Consider the following 19,518-nt stretch of genomic DNA (forward strand, 5'->3'; position numbering starts at 1 on the left):
CGTGCCTGCTTGAACCCTTACTCGCCAGTGTTATGGCTTGCGCAGGGCGGCGGTGCGCAGGAAGTCGAAATTGCCGGAAGACCTCAGGGCGAGCGGCGTAAGGCGCGTGTTCTGCACGGCCACCGTATCCATGTAGAAAAGGTTCAGCACCGGCAGGTCATGCGCAAGCAGTGACTGCACTGCCTCGTAATCGTGCACCTGCACGGCGTGATCCGCGTTGGCTGCGCCGTCGGCGATCAGCGCGTCCACCTGCGGATTGGAGTAGAAGCCACGGTTGGCCCCGTGTGGCGGCATGCGCGTGGAGCTGTAGGCGTAGCCGAAGATGTCCGGCGCTTCGTTGGCGCCGATCCAGTTGGAGAGCGCCATGGAGAACGCACCCTTGGTCATGTCGGAGTAGAAGGTTGCGAACTCGTAGGAGCGGATGTCGAGCGCGATGCCGACCGCGGCAAGCTGTGACTGCAGCACCGCGCAGATAAGGCGCCGCTGCTCGTCGGTGGAGCTTTTGAGCACCACGTGGAAGCGCACGCCATCCCTGCCGCGGGGGTAGCCCGCCTGATCGAGCAGTGCGTTGGCTGCTGCCGGGTTGAATGGATGCTGCTCGTCGTCGGCAGTAAAGGCCCAGTGCTCCGGCGGCAGCACGCTGCCGGCCGTGCGGGCGCGTCCATCCATCAGCGTGCGTACGACCAGGCTGCGATCCACGGCAGCGGCAATAGCTTCGCGCACGCGGAGATCGCGCAGGTGCGCATCGCGCAGGTTGAACACGACATAGACCAGAGTGGTGCCGGGTGCGCTTTGCACCGCTAGGTGCGGGTTGCGCGCGAGGGTGGGCAGCAGATCCGTCGGCAGCGCATTGACCTCGATGTCCGCGGAGCCTTTCTGTAACTCGAGCGCGCGGGTGATGGCATCGGGCACCACTGCGAATCGGACGTTCTCGATGGATGGCGCTCCGCCCCAGTACAGGGGATTGCGGCGGACGACGACTTCCTTGTCCTGCTCCTGGCTGACAAAGGTGAAGGGTCCGCTGCCGATGGGATGACGCCACAGATCGGCGCCGCTGCCGTATGGAATCGCCCCGAACGCGGCGTCGCACACATTGAGCAGCAGGCCGGTATCGGGCTGCCTGAGGTGCACCACAACCGTAAGCGGGTCCGGGGTTTCGATCGACTTCCAGCTTCGGTAGGCAGCGGACTTCACGGTCTTGATGGAGCCGTTGAGGATGGTGTCCATCGTCCACTTCACGTCGCGCGCGGTGAGTGGGCGGCCGTCGGCAAAGCGCACGCCGGCGCGCAGGTGAAAGATGTAGGTGAGCGGGTCGGGTGTGTCCCAGCTTGTGGCGAGCTCGGGCGCGATGTTGTAGTTTGCGTCTTTGCGCACCAGTGCGTCGAACAGCAATGCATCGATGCGCTCGGATGCGGCGTCGGTGCCGATGCGTGGATCGAGGTTGGTGGGGCTTGACTCGATCAGCACGGTGACGGTGTTTCTGGATGCGCGGTGCCGGTCACAGCCGGGCACAAGCACGAGCAGCGGCAGCAGGGAAGCGCCCAGGGCGCGTTGCCATGGTCTATGCACAGGTGACCTGGCCCAGGACCACTTGTGTAGCAGCGCCGGTTGCAGATGCGATGTTGCCGGGCAGACCGTGCCAGCTGTTGTAGGCCAGCAGCGCGAAGGCGGCGGCCTCCTTTGCTTCCACCGGCATGGGCGAGGGCAGCGACGGGTCGGAGGTGGCGAGTACGCGGACGGAGCGCGAGGTGAGACGGGTTCGCAGCATGTGCATGAGGGTGCCGTTGCGCGCGCCGCCGCCCGAGACGAGTAGGTCGAGCGGCGTATCTGTATCTGGTGCAGTCGCAAACTGTTGGAGCGCTCGTTCGATGGAATGCACTGTCAGCGCGGTGGCGGTGGCCACTGCGTCGGCAGGCAGGCGGCTGTGCTGGCGGCAGCTGCGCAGGAACTCCTTAGCGAAGCGCTCGCCGAACTGCTCGCGCCCGGCGGAACGTGGCGGCGGCTCGCGGAAGAAGCGGTCGCGCAGCGTCGCTGTGATCACGGGTTCAAGCACGTTGCCACTGGCGGCAATGCGCCCACCGCGATCGAACGCTTTGCTGTACAGCTGCTGCATGAGTGCATCCATGACCATATTGCCGGGACCGGTATCGAATGCGATCACGGGAGCGGTGCTGCTCGCGGGCGGGACCACCGTGAGATTGCCGATGCCGCCAATGTTCTGCAGCACGCGGGTTCGACGTGCGTCGCGGTAGAGTGCCTGGTCGAGCAGGGGCACGAGCGGCGCACCCTGACCCCCGGCGACCATGTCGGCGGGGCGGAAGTTTGAAACCACCGGCACACCCGCGGCCTGGGCCAGCAGGGCCATTTCGCCGATCTGCCAGGTGCATCGGAAGCGTGCGCCTGCGTAGGTTTCGACGGCGCCCTGGTGGTAGATGGTCTGCCCGTGGCAGCCGACCAGGTCAATAGGTGCTGCATATGCGGCTGCTGTTTTCTGGTAGCACTGCGCGTAGGCTACGCCGAGTCGCCAGTTGAGATGCGCCAGCTCTGCGGTGCTGGTGCGCTGCGCGTCCTGCGCGGCCAGCACGGCGGCACGCAAAGCCCCGGGGAACGGGTAGCCGCGATGCGCGAGCAGCTCGATACGGGGTGAGGCAGCGCGTGGGCGGGGCGTGATGCGCACCACGGCGATGTCGATGCCGTCGGCGGAGGTTCCGCTCATGATGCCGGCCACTGTAAGTGGAGTGGGACGGCGGCGTCGCGAAGCAGGAGCAGGCGGCGGAACAATGCTCATGACGCTTCTCCTTCGGGTGCGGCAATGGTGAGGCCAGAGGCTGCGGCCACGGGTGCGTTGGCATCGTGCTGCCTCGCGCGGCTGCGCTCCGAGGCTTCGAGTTCCGCGGTGAAGACAAGAATTTCGGAGCGCATACGCGTGAGCTGTTCCTCGGTGCTGTTGCGCGGGAGCTGCGGGGTGAGCAGCCTGTGCTTGTGTGCGACGACGCGCGCCCATGCGCGGCGGACCATCGCGCGAAACGCGGTGGAGCGTTCTGCTTCGGAGAGAACGGCCTCGTAAGCGCGCAGCACCAGCGCCGGATCGCGGCAGATCTCGAGCAGGTCGGAGCCGGCGAGGATTGCGCGCAGCGCGGCTTCCTCGATGGTCATCTGCGTCAGCAGTCCGCCCATCTCCATGTCGTCTGAGAGGATGAGTCCTTCATAGCCGATGCGACGGCGCAGGGTTTCGGTGATCCAGAAATGCGAGACCGATGCGGGCTCATCGCCTGCCTGCACAATGCGGGGGTAACTGGCGTGGCTCACCATGATGATGGGCAAGAGGCGCAGCAGTTCGCGGTAGGGGAGCATGTCTTCGTCCCATAACTGCTGCCAGGTGCGATGGATGTGCGGCGTGGCGTGGTGCGAGTCAAGCGTGCCGCCGCCGAGCCCGGGGAAATGTTTGCCGCTGGCCAGTACGCGCTCGCCGCGCATGGCCTGCAGGAATGGCTCTGCATAGCGCACCACCTTTTCGGCAGAGGCGCCGTAAACGCGGGTGCGCATTACGGGTGCGGACTCCGGCAGTGCGAGATCGAGCACCGGGGCGAAGCAGGTGTTGAAGCCAAGCAGGCGCACGGCGCGGCCGATCAGCTCGCCGTGCCGGCGCGCATCGTGCAGGCTGCCGCTAGCCGCAACGAGCGCAGCCGAGGGCATGGGCGCAAGCGCATCCCGCAGACGGTCGACCAGGCCGCCCTCGAGGTCGACCGCGCGGATCGAAGGGATGTGTTCGCCCGCGCTGGCGGCAGCTTCGGTTGCCTCGCGCAGCAGCGCTGTGGTTTGCGCGGGGTTCTCGATGTTTCGCCGGAACAGGATCACCCCTCCCGGCTGCAGGAGGCGCAGCCACGCGCGCTCGGTGGCATCGAGCGTGGTGCCGCCAAGGCCTACCAGGAAGAGCTGGGCGACCTGGTGACGCAGGCGGTTGCGGGCAGGCATGCGTGTGCGCGGCTGGGCGGGCGTGCTCATGCGGAGGCCTTGCTGATGCGGAGTTCTTCCTGCAGCTCCTGCAGGAGGTTGAGCGCCTGCAGGGGGGTGAGGCTGTCGATCTCGGTGGACTCGATGCGATCGACGATGCGCTGCGAGAGTGGTGTGAACATGGTGAGCTGCAGCGGCTCGGTGGCAGGCGCAAGCTCGGCGGCGAGCTCGTGCCGCTCGGCGCGCTCGTGCGCACGCAGCACCTGCCGGGCGCGCGCGAGTACGCGCTGCGGCACGCCGGCGAGCCGTGCGACGTCGATGCCGTAGCTCTTGTTGGCGGCGCCGGGCTCGATGGCATGCAGGAACACGATGCCGTCAGGCGTCTCCTTGACCGACACGCGCACGTTGCGCAGGTGCGGGAGCTGCGTGGCGAGGTTGGTGAGCTCGTGATAGTGCGTGGCGAAGAGCGTGCGTGCGTGGATGGTGTTGTGGATGTGCTCGAGCACGGACCAGGCGAGCGCCAATCCATCAAAGGTCGCGGTGCCCCGGCCCATCTCATCGAGCAGGACGAGGGAGCGCGCGGTCGCCGTGTTCAGGATGGTCGCGGTCTCGGTCATTTCGACCATGAAGGTCGAGCGGCCCTGGGCGACATTGTCGCTGGCGCCGATGCGGGTGTACACCCGATCCACCAGCGAGTAGCGAAAGCTGGTTGCGGGCACAAAGCAGCCCATCTGCGCGAGGATGACGAGCAGCGCGGCCTGGCGGAGGTAGGTGCTCTTGCCGCCCATATTGGGGCCGGTGATCAGCAGAATGCTGCTTGATTCGCTGTCGAGGTACACGTCGTTGGGGGTAAAGCGCCCGAGCCCGTTGCGCTGCATGATGCTTTCGATCACGGGATGGCGCGCGGCGGCGGCTTCGAGCAGAGAGGCTTCGCCTTCAACCAGCACGGGCTGGCAGTAGTCGCGCTCGGCGGCCAGGTGCGCGAAGTTCGCGAGCAGATCAATCTCGGCGAGCAGCGTGCTGGTGGAGCGGATTGCGGCGGCGCTGGTGAGCACGGAGGCGCGCAGGTCGGCGAAGAGCTGCTTCTCGATCGCAACAGAGCGATCGTGCGCGGACAGGATGCGGTGCTCGAGCTCCTTGAGTTCGGGCGTGGTGAAGCGCTCCGCGTTGACAAGAGTCTGCTTGCGTTCGTAGTCCGCAGGCACGTGGCGCAGGTTGGCACGCGTGAGCTCAAGGTAGTAACCGAACACCGAGGTGTAGCGCACCTTGAGCGAGGCGACGCCGGTGCGGGCTCGTTCACGCTCCTCAATCGCAACGATGGCGGAGCGGCCGTCGCCGGAGCTCGTGCGGAGTGTGTCGAGCTCCGCGTGGACGCCGGGCGCGATGACGCCACCCTCGGCGATTGTCACGGGGGGCTCTGCCACCAGGGTGGTGCTGATGGCCTGCTCAAGCGCGGCAAGCTCGTTGGTGAGCGAGTGCATACGGCCGCACACCTGCGACCAGGGTGCCTGCTGAAGCTGCTGCAGCGTGGCACAGAGCGACGGCAGCGCGCGCAGGGAGCTCCCGAGGGAAAGCAGGTCGCGCGGGCCTGCGTTCTCAAGCGCGACACGTGCGAGCAGCCGTTCCAGGTCGAGCACATTGCCGAGGGCGCGTCGCAGCTCTTCGCGCAGGATCAGGTGGGCGCGCAGCTCGGCGACCGCAGCGTACCGGGCGCGAATGGCTGCCGGATCGGCAAGTGGCCGCAGGATCGTGGCGCGTAGCAGGCGCTTGCCCATGGGAGTCTGGCAGCAGTCGAGCGTGTGCGCCAGCGTGGCGATGTGGGCGCTCTCGTTTGCGCCGCGGAATAGTGGCTCCAGCAGTTCAAGATTGCGCACCGACACGGCGTCGAGCTGCAGGTGCTGGCTGCGCTCTTCAAAGCGCAGGGTGTCGATGTGCTGGAGCGCGGAGCGTTGCGTGGACTGCGCGTAGTGCAGCACGGCCCCGGCTGCGATGGCCGCGGCGGTGTGCCCAGCCAGGCCGAAGCCCTCGAGCGAGCGAGCGCTGAGCTGTTTTTCAAGCAAGGGTAGAGCGTAGTCCGCGGTGAACACCCACGCGTCGAGTGTGGTCTTGGTGCGAATGCGCTCGAGTGCGCGCATGGTCGATTCCTCGCCGAGCAGCAAGGGATTGTGCGCGGCGAGCAGCACCTCGGTTGCGCCGGCGTTGGCGAGTGCGTCGGCGCACTGCGCGATGGCGGCGGGGCCGGACCACTCGCTGGTGCGGAACTCGCCGGTGGAAAGATCGAGCAGCGCGAGCGCGGCTACCGTAGCTGTTGCGCGGGCAGCTTTTTCCAGGACCTTGTCGGGGCTGCGCTCGGCATCGGCAGTGCGGGCGTGCTCGGCGCCGCGCTGCCATACATGGATGGCAGCAAGGAAGTTGTTTTCTCCGGCGTCGAGGGTGTGGTCGAGCACGGTGCCCGGGCTCAGGACGCGGGTGACCTCGCGGGGCACGATGCCCTTGGTCTGCTTGGGGTCGGCCATCTGTTCGCAGACGGCGATGCGGAACCCGCGGCGCAGCAGGCGCGCGATGTGCGCGTCCGCCGCGTGAAATGGAACCCCGCACATGGGCACGCCGCGCTCGCGATCACGCGAGGTGAGAGTAATGCCGAGCTCGCGCGCGGCAACCCGTGCGTCCTCGTAGAAGAGTTCGTAGAAGTCGCCGAGGCGGAAGAAAAGCAGGGCGTCGGGGTTTTGCTGCTTGGCCGCGGCATACTGGCGCATCAGGGGCGTCTGGGGTGCATCCCAGGAGGGCGCAGCGGCGGGGACGAGCGGGAGAGCCTCAGCGGGCACACGCGGTGCCGCGTCCTTGCCGGCAGCTTCGAGCATGCCGTGATCCGCTTCAGGGCTCTGGGTGGTTGCGTCGCTCACAGGCTTGCCCAGAATAAATCACGCGTCCGGGAGCCGGCGGGAGAGGGTTGGGGAAATCAGGGAACGGATTGCTGGTGCCGGGAGCTGGCACAAAAAAAGAGGCCGCGTGGGCGGCCTCTTTTTTTCACTGCGAAAGCACTAGTCGCGGGTTTCGGCGTCCGAACCGTGCTGCTTCACCATCTTGTTGTAGATGCCCAGCAGCAGGAACGGCGCAGCCCACTGACCGACAAACAATGCATTCTCATCCTTGCCCTGGGTCTTGAGGATGAGGGAACCGATGATGGAGGCAAAGGAAGCGCCGAGGAAAAATGAGCTTGGCAGCTTCGCGCTGTAGCTCTCCATCAACGAGGTGACTTGGTCTTCATGGATGTCTCCAGCTTGCACGCGATAGTCGGACATATGTTTCAGCCTCCATGGCTTGTGTTGGTTGGTGATGTACGTTGTGGGGTGTGCCGCTTGCCCGGAACCCTGCATCTGCTGACAACAGGAGAGATGAAGGGCTGGTGGGTTCTGTTGCCGCGCTCTCGATAATTTGTTTGTTTCCTGCTTTGGTGCCGTGAGCTCGGCGCGACACCCGAAGGGCTGAGAAGCTGGGCCGGCTCGTTCCACGGGCGTGGCAGGAGGCAGGGCACAGCGCCGTATACTGGGAACTCGCCCCGAGGGCCCGAGCTCGAACTATGGAACTGTTCTGGATACGCGTGGCCACAGCCATGTACGGGGTAGCCAGCCTGTGCGCCCTGCCGGCTGTGCTTTGGAACCGGGCGCGCTTTCGCACGGCAGCGCTGGCGCTGGCATGCTCGGCGGCCGTGCTGCAGTGCGTGGTGTTTGCGGGAATGGCCGCGGCGCATCACCGCTTCATCCCGACCGGCACGCACGAGGTGCAGGCAGCCTTGGGCCTGCTGATCGCCGCGGCGTTTCTGCTGATCGCAGCGCGCTACCGCACCATCTCCTTCGGATTGTTCGCGCTGCCCATGGCATTTCTGCTGGCGCTGCCTTCCGCGCTGGGGCCTGACCATTACACGTTCTCGTCGCCGCTGGCGCGTGGCGGCTGGATCGCGATCCACGTGGCCTCGCTGCTGGCCGCGGATACGGCGCTGGTGTTTTCGCTGCTGGCCTCGTTCCTGTACCTGCTGCAGGAGCGCCGCCTCAAGGACAAGCATGCGCCGGGCTTTTTCGCGTGGCTGCCGCCGCTGGATACGATGGACCGTATAGCGCAGTCAACGCTGGTCCTCGGCTTTCTGTGCATGACGCTGGGCCTGTTTGCGGGCTCGCTGATTGCGCAGGAGCGGGTGGGCGCAACATACTTCCAAGATCCCAAGGTCGTGCTCTCCTTCGCGATGTGGCTGATCTATGTTTCGATCCTGCTGGTGCGGCAGTCCAAGGGCCTGCGCGGGCGGCAGGCGATGTACGTCTCGACGATTGCGTTTCTGGTGGTGTTGAGCGTGTGGGCGGCAAACCTGTTCTCGTCGGTGCACAGGTTCGCCGCCCCATGAACTTCCTGGTCACAGGTCTGAATCATCGCAATGCGCCGGTGGAGTTGCGGGAGCAGGTCGCGATTACCGCGGAGGATCTGCCGGACGCGCTGGCTGCCCTGCGGCAGTGGCCCGGCGTGCGCGAGTGCATGATCCTGTCGACGTGCAACAGGGTGGAGCTGTTTACCGCGTGCGGCGAGCAGCCTCCGGACCTTCACGGGTTCCTGGCGCAGCGGTTCCCGGTCAACGCGCAGGACCTGCGGGCGCATCTTTACCAGTTCCGCGATGCTGAGGCGGTGCGGCACCTGTTCCGTGTGGGCGCGAGCCTGGACTCGATGGTGGTGGGTGAGCCGCAGATCCTGGGGCAGGTCAAGGAAGCGTATGCGGCGGCACGCAGCGCCGGCGTGGTGGGCAGCGAACTGGAGCGGCTGCTGCAAAGCACGTTTTCCGTGGCGAAGCGCGTGCGCACCGACACGGCGATCGGCTCGACCTCGGTGTCGATTGCGAGCATCGCGGTGGACCTTGCGCTGAAGATCTTCGGCTCGCTTGCGGGCAAGAAGGTGTTGCTGGTGGGCGCGGGCAAGATGGGCGAGCTGGCGGCGCGGCACCTGCTGGCGCAGGGCGCGGGCTCGATCATGGTAAGCAACCGGACACTGGCGCGGGCCGAGCGGCTGGCGCAGATGTTTGGCGGCCAGGTGATGCCGTTTGAGCAACTGCTCGAGCGCGCCGACCAGGCCGACATCCTGATTACCTCGACCGGCTCGCACGAGTTTGTGTTTCGCCGGGAAGATGGCGTGCGCATGCTGCGACGGCGGCGCGGACGCCCCATGTGCTTTATCGATATCGCCGTGCCCCGTGATGTGGACCCCGCGATGAACCGGGTGGATGGCGTGTTTTTGTACGACATCGATGACCTGCAGAATGTGGCCGCAGCGAACCTGGCCGACCGCTCGCGTGAGGCCGCCAGCGCCGAGCGCATGGTGCAGAACGAGGTGGAGCAGTTTGCGCGTCGCGCGCACGTAGTGGATGCGGTGCCGACGCTGCGCGCCCTGCGCGGCCATGCCGAGGCTCTGCGGCAGGCGGAGCTGCGGCGCGCGGGTCGCCTGGAAAGCTTTACCGCGGAGCAGCGCGAAACGGTGGAAGCATTGACCCGCGGGCTGATGAACAAGTTTCTGCATGCGCCGACGCAGGCGCTGCGCGCCGCGGCACAGGACGGCGACGATGAGCGTTTGCTGTTGCTCAGGCAGGTGTTTCAACTGGCGGAGAGTGGCGAAGCTGTGGACGGGGTACCTGCGCCGGGAGCGAGTGGCGGACTGCATGGCGCGCAAGCGCTGGACACGGCAGCCGCGCGGGAGACGGTTAGGGAAGACAGCGACTCAGAGGGTAAACCAGGGCAGCCTGTTTACGCAGCAAAGCACACTGCAGGCGAGAGCGTTTTGAAGCTGCAGCCGGGAGAGCATCAGGCTGGAGCAGCGCCAGACAAGTTGCTCGAGGCGGCAGAGTTGGAGTTGCCGGGGATCAGGGGAGAAGGTCGTTCATGAGCAGCGGAAGCAGGATCAGGATCGGATCGCGCGGGTCAGAGCTGGCAATGTGGCAGGCACACCATGTCGCGGCGGCGCTGCGCGGTGCGGGCCACACGGTCGAGATCGAGGTGATTCGCACCACGGGCGACCGCCTGCAGGGCGTGGCGTTCAACAAGGTCGGCACCAAGGGCATGTTTACCAAGGAGATCGAAGAGGCGCTCGCGGATGGACGCGTCGACCTTGCCGTGCACAGCCTCAAGGATCTGCCGACCGAGCTGCACCCGGCCTTTGCGCTGGCCGCGCTGCCACGCCGCGCGGACCCGCGCGATGCTTTTGTGTCGAAGGAGTTTGCAACCTTTGCCTCGTTGCCGCCGGGCGCGCGCGTGGGCACCAGCAGCCTGCGGCGGCAGTCGCAGCTGCGGGCGCACCGGCATGACCTCCAGTATGTCGAGTTCCGCGGCAATGTGGACACGCGCCTGCGCAAGCTCGAGAGTGGCGAGGCGGAGGCGTGCATCTTGGCGTGCGCCGGGCTTGATCGCCTGGAGCGCACGGGGCTGCTGCGCGAGCGACTGTCCACGGAGATCGTTTGTCCTGCGGCGGGGCAGGGCGCGCTGGCCATCGAGGTGCGAGGGGGCGATCTCGCGATTGCGGAGGCGCTGCACTTTCTGGATGACGCAGAGACGCGCTTTGCCGTTACCGCGGAGCGTGCGGCGCTGCATGCGCTGGGCGGCGGCTGCCAGGTGCCGATCGGCATTTACTGCGAGCAGCACCAGCAGCAGGGCCAGACCCACTGGCAGATACGCGGCTCCGTGCTGCTCCCGGAGGGCCGCGCCGCAGTGCGCGTTGCGCTCGAGCATCGTACGGAAGAAGATCCGCGCGCGCTGGGCGAGCGGCTGGCGGAAGAGCTGCTCCGGCAGGGTGCGGGTGCGCTGCTCGCGGCCGAGTAGACGGTTGGAGGCTGGCAATGGCGCCTGGGGAACTTATGGACGCTGCTGACTCGGAGGATGCGGGCCTGCCGCCAGCGACACTGCGGGGCAGGCGCATCCTGGTGACGCGAACCCGCGCGCAAAGCAGCACGCTTGCCGAGGCCCTGCGTGTGCGCGGCGCCGAGGTGATCGAGATCCCCACGATCCGCATTGAACCGCCGCAGAGCTTTGCGGCGCTGGATGCTGCGCTTGCGCGGCTGCGGGAGTACGACACCCTGCTTGTGACCAGTGCGAACACCGCCCAAGCGCTCGCGTCGAGGCTCGCGACCCCGTGGGCACACCAGCCATTCACAGTTGCGATTGGCCCTGCGACGCGCGATGCACTGCTCGGGTATGGCCTGCGCGTGGACCTGGAGCCGAGGCCGTCGGTGGCGGAGTCGGTGATTGCTGCGCTTGCACCGACGGCCGCCGGGAAGCGGATGCTGCTGGTTCGCGCAGCGGTCGCACGCGAGCTCCTGCCGGAAGCGCTGCGTGCAGCGGGCGCGCGGGTGGATGTGGTCGAGGCTTACCGGACAGTGCTTGCCGGGGAGTCTGCTGCGAAGCTTGCGGAGCTGTTTGCTGGTGATGAGCATTCTGGTGATCAGCATCCTGGCGCGGCGGAGATCGACGCCGTGACGTTCACCAGCTCTTCAACGGTGGAGAACTTTGTCGCGCTGCTTGGAGAGGGTGCGGCGCACCGGGCGCTCGCGCGGAGCCGGGCTTGTTCGATCGGACCGATAACGAGTGACACGCTTCGTCGCCACGGCTTCGAGCCTGCGATCGAGGCAGAAAGCCATGATGTGGCTGGCTTGGTGCGGGCGATCGAAGCGTTGTTCCATACCTAGCGGCGCTGGATCTTAGAAGCTTCAATAAGGCCGCGCATTCGCAACACTGTGTGGCTGCTTTCTCAAGGGATCGAAGTTGAACGGTGTGCTCCAGCAGGCAAAAAGAGCAGCCACATTGCCGTGGCTGCTCTCTGCAAAAACGTGTGTGGCTGCGGCTATGCGATCGTCAGCACAACCTTGCCGCCGGCCTTGCCGCTTTCGGCGAGTTCCGTCGCCTGGTGTACCTCGCAGAGCGGAAAGCTCTTCGCGATGGGAATGACCAGGCCGCCGCGTGCTACTTCGTCGGCCAGTTCGTACAGGCGCGAAGCATCGGGCGCTGCCATCATGGCTTCCACGCGGATGCCGCGCGCGGGTGGATGCTTTGGCGGCTCCACCACGGTTGCGTAGACACCGTTATCCCGCAGTGTTTTCAGGCTGTGCTCCCCGACCAGTCCACCGATCGTGTCGGCTACAGCATCGAGATCGTGCAGGTGCGCCAGCTCCTTTGCATCGTCCAGCGCTACCACCTGGTGCGCGCCGAGCGTTGCTGCGGCTTCGAGCTGGGCCGAGCGTACGCCGGCAATGACCCTGGCGCCACGTTGCTTTGCGACATGCACGGCCGTGCGGCCGACGCTGCCCAGCGCCCCCGTGATCAGGATGGTCTGGCCTGCTTCAACTTTGGCTGCGCGTTCGATCAGCTGGGTGCCGGTCAGCAGCACCAGTGGCAGCGCGGCCGCCTGCTCGTAGGTCAGAGCGTCGGGAATGGGCGCCAGCACATCCGCCTTGCACACGGTGTACTCGGCGTAGGTGCCGTTGGCCTTGGCCATGACGCGCATGCCCACGGGAAAGCCGGTGACGCCGTCGCCTGCCTTGTCCACTTCGCCCGAGACATCCACCCCCAGGATCTCCGGCAGATCCAGCGGGAAGCGTTCTTTTTCCGCACCCGTGCGCAGCTTCCAGTCGACCGGGTTGATGCTGGTGGCGTGAAGCTTTACACGCACTTCGCCGGTGCCGGGCTCGGGCAGGTCTTCGTCCTCGTACACGAGCTTGCTGATGTCGCCGTATTCGTACAGCAGTACTGCCTTCATAGGGTTCCGCTCCTGAAAAGATGGGTATTGGGTGAGATGCAGACGGTCCCGCGGCTGCCTCTTCCGGCGCGGCAACGATGCGCTGCGGCCCTACTCCTGCTACCATCGATTGAATCTACGTGTTGGAGCTGCGATGCAGGCGATACTTGCGCTCGAAGACGGGCGCATCTTCCGCGGGGACGGTTACGGAGCCAAGGGCGAATGCTCCGGAGAGGTTGTTTTTAACACCTCCTTGACCGGCTACCAGGAAATCTTTACCGATCCTTCCTATGCAGGACAGATTGTTGTTCTGACCAATCCTCAGATAGGCAACTACGGCACCAACCAGGCCGATGCAGAGGCTTCCCGGCCTTACATCGAAGGGCTGATTGTGCGCGAGTTTTCGGTTGTCAGTTCCAACTGGCGGTCAGAGCAGGTTGCCGATGAGTACCTGGAACGCTATGGCGTGCCGGTGCTCTCTGAGATCGACACGCGCGCCCTGGTACGGCACCTGCGCAACAACGGCGTGATGCGTGGCGTGATCTCAACCATCGAGACTGACACCGATGTGCTGGTGGCCAAGGCCCGTGCGCTGCGCAAGATGGACGGCACGGATCTTGCGAGCGTGGTGAGCACCAAGCACCCTTACGAGTGGAAGCAGCGCGAAAACCCGCTTCAGCACGGCATCGCGCCGGCGCAGCCAGAGTGCGACCTGCACGTGGTGGCCTATGACTACGGCATCAAGCAGAACATTCTGCAGATGCTGGGTCAGCAGGGTTGCCGTGTCACGGTAGTGCCGGCGCGCACCACGGCTGAAGATGTGCTGGCACTCAAGCCTGACGGTGTGTTTCTGTCGAACGGTCCGGGCGACCCGGAACCACTGACATATGCCACGCATGCGATTCGTTCACTGGCAGGCAAGACGCCGATTTTCGGCATCTGCCTGGGCCACCAGCTGGTAGGTGCGGCACTGGGCGGCAAGACGTTCAAGTTGAAGTTTGGCCACCACGGCGGCAATCACCCGGTGAAGCAGCTTTCCACCGGACGCGTGGAGATCACGAGCCAGAACCACAACTACGCGGTGGATCCGGACTCGATCAATGCTAACGAGGTGGACCTGACACACATCAACCTCAACGATCAGACGCTGGAAGGGCTGCGCCACCGCACCATGCCGTTGCTGAGTGTGCAGTACCATCCCGAAGCAAGCCCCGGGCCGCATGACTCGCATTACCTGTTCAATGATTTCCGCAAGATGATGGATGAGTGGAAGGGCAAGTGAGCCCGGCTCGATCCATGTTGTGGAAGGCTGCCGGCCCTGTGCCGGCAGTTCTGCGAAGGGCGCACGCGCAACCCTCCCGGCCGGGAGCAGCGCCGCCCCGGCAAGCGGCCGAACCAAGAGGATGAAGGAACAAGATGCCACGTAGGAACGACATCGCCAAGATACTTGTGATCGGCTCCGGGCCGATCGTCATTGGGCAGTCCGCGGAGTTTGATTACTCCGGCACCCAGGCCTGCAAGGCGCTGCGCGCCGAGGGCTACGAGGTGGTGTTGGTGAACTCCAACCCGGCCACCATCATGACGGATCCGGAGCTGGCGGATCGTACCTACATCGAGCCGCTCACCATTCCATACGTGGAAGAAATTCTGCGTATCGAAACCGAGATGCTGGTCAAGGAAGGACGCACCGGCAAGTTCGCCATCCTGCCGACGGTTGGCGGGCAGACCGCGCTGAACCTCGCGGTGGATCTCGCGGATGGCGGCATTCTCGACAAGTACGGCATCGAGTTGATTGGTGCCAAGCTCGAGGCGATCAAGAAGGCGGAAGACCGCCTACTGTTCAAGGACGCGATGGCGCGCATCGGCCTCGACGTCCCGAAGTCGGCACTGGTGGACAACCTGCGCGACGGGCTCGAATTTGCGACCAAGCTTGGCTTCCCGGTAATAATCCGGCCTTCGTTTACGCTGGGCGGCTCGGGTGGCGGCATCGCGTACAACCGCGAAGAGCTGATGGAAATCCTCGCGCGTGGGCTCGATCTCTCGCCGGTGCACGAGTGCCTGCTGGAAGAGTCGGTGCTGGGTTGGAAAGAGTACGAGCTGGAGGTGGTGCGCGACCTCGCCGACAACGTCATCATCATCTGCTCCATTGAAAACATGGACCCGATGGGCGTGCACACGGGTGACTCGATCACCGTGGCGCCTGCGCAGACCCTGACCGATCGCGAGTACCAGGCGATGCGTTCCGCTGCGATCGCGGTGATTCGCGAGATCGGCGTGGAGACGGGCGGATCCAACGTGCAGTTCGCGGTGAACCCTGCGAACGGCCGCATGACGGTGATCGAGATGAACCCGCGCGTGTCGCGGTCGTCCGCGCTGGCGTCGAAGGCAACAGGTTTTCCGATTGCAAAGATCGCGGCGAAGCTTGCGGTTGGTTACACGCTGGACGAGATCCCGAACGACATCACGCGCATGACGCCGGCGTGTTTCGAGCCGTCGATCGATTACGTCGTGGTGAAGATTCCAAAATGGCAGTTCGAGAAGTTTCCGGAAGCCGACCAGACGCTGAGCCCGCAGATGAAGTCAGTGGGCGAGGTAATGGCGATGGGCCGCACCTTCAAGGAAGCGCTGATGAAGGCCGTGCGCGCGCTTGAAACCGGCAAGCGCGTGGGCGCCGAAACGCTTGACCCGAAGCAGTTGACGTATCGCCTGGTGACTCCGCAGCCCGAGCGTTTGAACTATATCCGCTTTGCGTTCCAGCGCGGCATGAGCGTGCGCGAGGTGCAGCGGCTTACGCAGATGGACCCCTGGTTCCTGCACCAGATCAAGGAAATCACGGACACTCTTGGTGCACTGACAGTCTCGACCGCGGACAATCTGCAACCGCAGCAGTTGCGGAAAGCGAAGCGGATGGGTATCTCGGACGAGCGGCTTGCGGATGCGTGGGGATTGCCCGGGGCCGCCGGCGTCGAGCAGGTGCGCATGCAGCGGCAGGCCGCGGGCATCCGGCCGATCTTCAAGCTGGTGGACACCTGCGCCGCGGAGTTCGAGTCGAGCACGCCATACCTGTACTCGTCGTATGACGAGGAGGACGAAGCGCCGGCAACCGCCAAGCGCAAGGTCATCATTCTTGGTTCTGGTCCAAATCGCATCGGGCAGGGCATTGAGTTCGATTACTGCTGCTGCCATGCGGCCTTCGCGCTGCGCGAAGACGACTACGAGACCGTGATGGTGAACTGCAACCCGGAGACTGTCTCGACCGATTACGACACCAGCGATCGTTTGTACTTCGAGCCGCTGACGCTGGAGGACGTGCTGGCTGTGTATGAGCACGAAGCCTCGGCCGGCGCCGAGATCGGCATGATTGTGCAGTTCGGCGGCCAGACACCGCTCAACCTTGCGCTGCGTCTCAAGGCAGCGGGCGTGCCGATCATCGGTACCTCGCCCGAGTCGATTGATCTTGCGGAAGACCGCAAACGCTTCGGCAAGCTGCTGGTGGAGCTTGCGATTCCGCAGCCAGATGCGGCGACCGCAACCAGCGTGGAGGAAGCACTTGCCGGCGCCGACTCGATTGGGTACCCCGTGCTAGTGCGGCCTTCGTACGTGCTCGGTGGCCGCGCGATGGTGATTGCGTATGACCGCGCCGCCGTGGCGCGCTACATGGCCGAAGCAGTGGAGTACTCGCAGGAGCGCCCAATCCTGATCGATCGGTTCCTGGAGGACGCGGTCGAGGTGGACGTGGATGCGCTGTGCGACGGCAAGGACGTGGTCATCGCCGGCATTATGCAACACATTGAAGAGGCGGGCGTGCACTCGGGCGACTCGTCGTGCGTGCTGCCGCCGGTGGATCTCGCTGCACCCGTGCTGGCGACCATTCGCGAGTACACCCGCAAGCTGGCGCTCGCGCTCAACGTGATCGGCCTGTGCAACCTGCAGTTCGCCATTCAGCGCGACAAGGTGTTCGTGATCGAGGTGAACCCGCGCGCATCGCGCACGGTTCCTTATGTTTCGAAAGCTACCGGCGTGCCGCTGGCCAAGATCGCTTCGCGTCTGATGACAGGCCGCACCCTGCGCGAGCTTCTGCCGGCGGCGGTAGCGAGCGGCGAAGATCTCAGCACGGGCCGGCACTTCTTCGTGAAGTCGCCCGTATTCCCCTGGAGCAAGTTCCAGGGCGTGGACGCGGTGCTCGGCCCGGAAATGCGCTCGACCGGCGAAGTGATGGGCGTTGCCGATAACTTTGGCGAGGCCTTCGCGAAGGCGCAGCTTGCAGCGGGACTGAAGCTGCCGATGCGCGGCACCGTGTTCTTCAGCGTCAACGACCGGGACAAGACGCAACTGCTTACGCTGGCGCAGCAGTACGTGGCGCTCGGCTTCGCGATCGTGGCCACGGAAGGAACGGCCGATGTGCTCGAGACCGCCGGTCTCACGGTGGAGCGGGTCTTTAAGGTCAAGGAAGGCCGGCCCAACGTGGTGGACTTCATCAAGGGCGAGCGCATCCAGTTGATCGTGAACACGCCCCGCGGCGCCGATACCTTCTTTGACGAGAAGGCGATCCGCCGCTCGGCCGTGCAGCAGCGTATCCCGATGATTACGACCATGGCGGCTGCACGCGCGGCCGCGGAAGGTATCGCCGCGATGCAGCAGCAGACCATCCACGTGTATGCCATGCAGCACCTGCACCAGGAGCTGGCCGACGCGGCGCGTCCGGCGGAAGCTGCAAGCCATGCGTAGGCATGCGGGCGGTGGCCGCAGCGTACGCGGACGAGGGATCGTCCTCGTGGGGCTGTGTGCCGCGGCAATGATCGCGACAGGCACTGCGGGCGCACAGAGCCAGACCGCGTCGCCCGCTGCCGTGCAGCTGTTGACGCAGCCCACGGGAGCGCCGCAGCTGCAGGAAGGGCTTGCGGCGTTGCGCGCTGGCGAGCCGGAAAAAGCGCTTGCGATCTTTACGCAACGCATTGCGGCGGACCCGAGCGATGCCGCGGCTAACCTGCTTGCGGCCACGGCAGCGATCGCGTTGTATCAGCCTGCCGATGCTGTGCGTTATGCCGAACGCGCCCACGCGCTCGAGCCTGCGAACTGGAAGGTGCACACCACGCTGGTGACCGCGTACAGCATGGCCGGCGACGCGCAGCATCGCGATGCGGAGCGCGCTATCCTTGAGGCCGCGCATAATAACCCCGCGCTGCCCGATGCGCGCGGCACCAACGGCTATCTGCTGGACCTGTTCCGCGAAGGCCGCTACAGCGTCGAAGCGATTGACTACTTCAAGCCATTCGGACGCTACAACACGTATTTCCGCTTTATCGTGCGCAATGCGGCGGGCGCGCATGTGTGGACGATCGAGGCCAACAGCGATTCGCTCAACCAGTCGTCGTGGGCGATGGCGTATCCGAAGCAGGCCAAGGAAGGCCAGCGCCAGTTCCAGCTGGAAAGCGGCGACAGCTACCCGCATGTGGATTACCGGAGCTTCTCGGGCGCGCCTGGCTATGACTACATCAAGTCGCAGGTGGTCAAGGTCCTGGCCGCGCAAAAGGATCCGTTCCCCGGTGAGCCGGCGCCCGCCGCAACTGCTCCCGTCGCCCCGCGGTAACGCTGCTGCCTAGACGTGGAATGCTCCGCGCGGAACCACGCGGCTTACAATAGGAGGATGCTCCTAGAAGGCATTTTCGCCGCTGCTACCACGCCGTTTTACCCGGACGGCAGCCTGTATTTACGCAAGCTCGAGCACAACATGGAACGCTACTCGCGCACCCCGGTTGCGGGCATTGCGGTGCTCGGTTCCACGGGCGAGTCCGTGCTGCTCGACGATGCGGAGGCACGCGAAGCCCTGCGGACGGCAGCGCTTGCGGCCGCGCCTGAGAAGGTCCTGCTGGCGGGTGTGGCGCATGGTTCGGCGATCGGCACGATCCGCATGGCAGAGTTCGCCGCGAGCGTGGGCTACGACATAGCACTGGTGAAGACGCCGAACTACTATGCGCCCCAGATGACGCCGCTGGCCATGCTCACGTATTACCGCACGGTGGCGGACCACTCGCCGATCCCGGTGATGCTGTACAGCATTCCCAAGTTCACGCACTACGACCTGCCGGTTGCACTGATTGCCGAGCTTGCGCACCATCCCAACATTGTCGGACTCAAGGACTCGAGCGGAAGCATCGAGCGCATAGCCGCGATTGCGGCTGCCACGGCAGACGCCCCGAAGCGGTTGGCGACGGTGACGCCAGTGTTTGCGCCGGTGACCGGCCGCATGCTCGCGGCCGCGATGCCACCCGCGGAAGCTGCCCCGGCGCTGGTGACGATCGGTGGCGCGCAGGCAAGCGCCGCCGCTGCCGTTGGACAGACCGGCGCGGCGGTGCTCACGCCCGCTGTCCCTCCCGCGAGCACACTGCGCACGCGCAATCGCGAAGTCGGTTTCCAGATCCTGTGCGGCGTTGCCGACAAGTTGTTGGGCTCGCTGGTGGCAGGGGCGAGCGGCGCGGTGCTGGGGCTAGCAGCGTGTGCGCCCCAGGCGTGTCACGAAGCCTACATTGCCTGGAAGGAAGGCGACCTGCCACTTGCGGAAGAAAAGCAGGAGCGGATCGTGGAAGCGTCCAAAGTCGTGGCTGGCCGGCTTGGTATTTCGGCGATCAAGTACGCCTGCGATCTGAACGGCTACTACGGTGGACGGGCACGGCTGCCGCTGCTGCCACTTACCGGCGAGGAGCAGGCCGAGGTGGCGCGCGTGATGCAGGATCTGCGTAACTAGAGGGCTCCGGACCGCTGCGCTCAGGGCAGCAGGGGCGACTGCTTGCGGCGTATGCATTGTGCGGC

The 19,518-nt window shown here is 65.3% G+C and carries 14 protein-coding genes; 8 read left to right on the plus strand and 6 right to left on the minus strand.

Annotated features, from left to right (window positions below; genetic code table 11):
• Positions 1–30: 30 nt before the first annotated feature.
• The 5 genes from D1Y84_RS15085 to D1Y84_RS15105 form a co-directional block, all read right to left on the minus strand.
• On the minus strand, positions 31–1,569 hold the full coding sequence (locus D1Y84_RS15085; protein ID WP_233581453.1) for an ABC transporter substrate-binding protein: 1,539 nt from the start codon (positions 1,567–1,569) through the stop codon (positions 31–33).
• On the minus strand, positions 1,562–2,788 hold the full coding sequence (locus D1Y84_RS15090) for an anhydro-N-acetylmuramic acid kinase (RefSeq protein ID WP_124849426.1): 1,227 nt from the start codon (positions 2,786–2,788) through the stop codon (positions 1,562–1,564). The genes D1Y84_RS15085 and D1Y84_RS15090 overlap by 8 nt, the downstream gene beginning before the upstream one ends.
• Positions 2,785–4,005, minus strand: a complete 1,221-nt coding sequence (locus D1Y84_RS15095) for a glycoside hydrolase family 3 N-terminal domain-containing protein (RefSeq protein ID WP_124849427.1) — start codon at positions 4,003–4,005, stop codon at positions 2,785–2,787. The genes D1Y84_RS15090 and D1Y84_RS15095 overlap by 4 nt, the downstream gene beginning before the upstream one ends.
• Positions 4,002–6,857: a DNA mismatch repair protein MutS gene (gene mutS / locus D1Y84_RS15100; protein ID WP_370245778.1), complete on the minus strand. Its 2,856-nt coding sequence runs from the start codon at positions 6,855–6,857 to the stop codon at positions 4,002–4,004. The genes D1Y84_RS15095 and mutS overlap by 4 nt, the downstream gene beginning before the upstream one ends.
• Before the next feature lie 138 nt (positions 6,858–6,995).
• Entirely contained in the window at positions 6,996–7,256 is a 261-nt protein-coding gene (locus D1Y84_RS15105; protein ID WP_124849428.1) for a hypothetical protein, read from the minus strand.
• A gap of 299 nt (positions 7,257–7,555) precedes the next feature.
• On the opposite strand from D1Y84_RS15105, the gene ccsA reads away from it, so the two are divergent.
• From ccsA to D1Y84_RS15125, 4 genes are read left to right on the plus strand one after another with little or no spacing between them, the layout of a single operon-like run.
• On the plus strand, positions 7,556–8,350 hold the full coding sequence (ccsA, locus tag D1Y84_RS15110) for a cytochrome c biogenesis protein CcsA (protein ID WP_233581454.1): 795 nt from the start codon (positions 7,556–7,558) through the stop codon (positions 8,348–8,350).
• A complete protein-coding gene (hemA, locus tag D1Y84_RS15115) occupies positions 8,347–9,870 on the plus strand; it encodes a glutamyl-tRNA reductase (protein ID WP_124849430.1) in 1,524 nt (507 codons plus the stop codon). Before ccsA ends, hemA begins: the two co-directional genes overlap by 4 nt.
• A complete protein-coding gene (gene hemC, locus D1Y84_RS15120) occupies positions 9,867–10,799 on the plus strand; it encodes a hydroxymethylbilane synthase (protein ID WP_124849431.1) in 933 nt (310 codons plus the stop codon). Before hemA ends, hemC begins: the two co-directional genes overlap by 4 nt.
• 17 nt (positions 10,800–10,816) lie before the next feature.
• Positions 10,817–11,662, plus strand: coding sequence for a uroporphyrinogen-III synthase (locus D1Y84_RS15125; RefSeq protein ID WP_124849432.1), 846 nt, complete (start codon positions 10,817–10,819; stop codon positions 11,660–11,662).
• Positions 11,663–11,817: 155 nt separating this feature from the next.
• Here the strand turns inward: D1Y84_RS15125 and D1Y84_RS15130 are convergent, their stop codons facing one another.
• On the minus strand, positions 11,818–12,729 hold the full coding sequence (locus tag D1Y84_RS15130; protein WP_124849433.1) for an NADP-dependent oxidoreductase: 912 nt from the start codon (positions 12,727–12,729) through the stop codon (positions 11,818–11,820).
• Positions 12,730–12,862: 133 nt separating this feature from the next.
• On the opposite strand from D1Y84_RS15130, the gene carA reads away from it, so the two are divergent.
• The 4 genes from carA to D1Y84_RS15150 all read left to right on the plus strand — a co-directional run bounded on the left by carA (position 12,863) and on the right by D1Y84_RS15150 (position 19,453).
• The gene (gene carA, locus D1Y84_RS15135; protein WP_124849434.1) at positions 12,863–13,990 is read left to right on the plus strand and encodes a glutamine-hydrolyzing carbamoyl-phosphate synthase small subunit; all 1,128 of its coding nucleotides are present in this window, start codon (positions 12,863–12,865) and stop codon (positions 13,988–13,990) included.
• Between the two features lie 134 nt (positions 13,991–14,124).
• On the plus strand, positions 14,125–17,436 hold the full coding sequence (carB, locus tag D1Y84_RS15140) for a carbamoyl-phosphate synthase large subunit (RefSeq protein WP_124849435.1): 3,312 nt from the start codon (positions 14,125–14,127) through the stop codon (positions 17,434–17,436).
• Positions 17,429–18,298: a hypothetical protein gene (locus D1Y84_RS15145; protein ID WP_124849436.1), complete on the plus strand. Its 870-nt coding sequence runs from the start codon at positions 17,429–17,431 to the stop codon at positions 18,296–18,298. The genes carB and D1Y84_RS15145 overlap by 8 nt, the downstream gene beginning before the upstream one ends.
• Positions 18,299–18,355: 57 nt before the next feature.
• Complete coding sequence (locus tag D1Y84_RS15150; protein WP_124849437.1) at positions 18,356–19,453, plus strand: dihydrodipicolinate synthase family protein; 1,098 nt, start codon at positions 18,356–18,358, stop codon at positions 19,451–19,453.
• Positions 19,454–19,518: the final 65 nt, after the last annotated feature.

The sequence above is a fragment of the Acidipila sp. EB88 genome, assembly GCF_003858395.1.
Lineage (GTDB): Bacteria > Acidobacteriota > Terriglobia > Terriglobales > Acidobacteriaceae > EB88.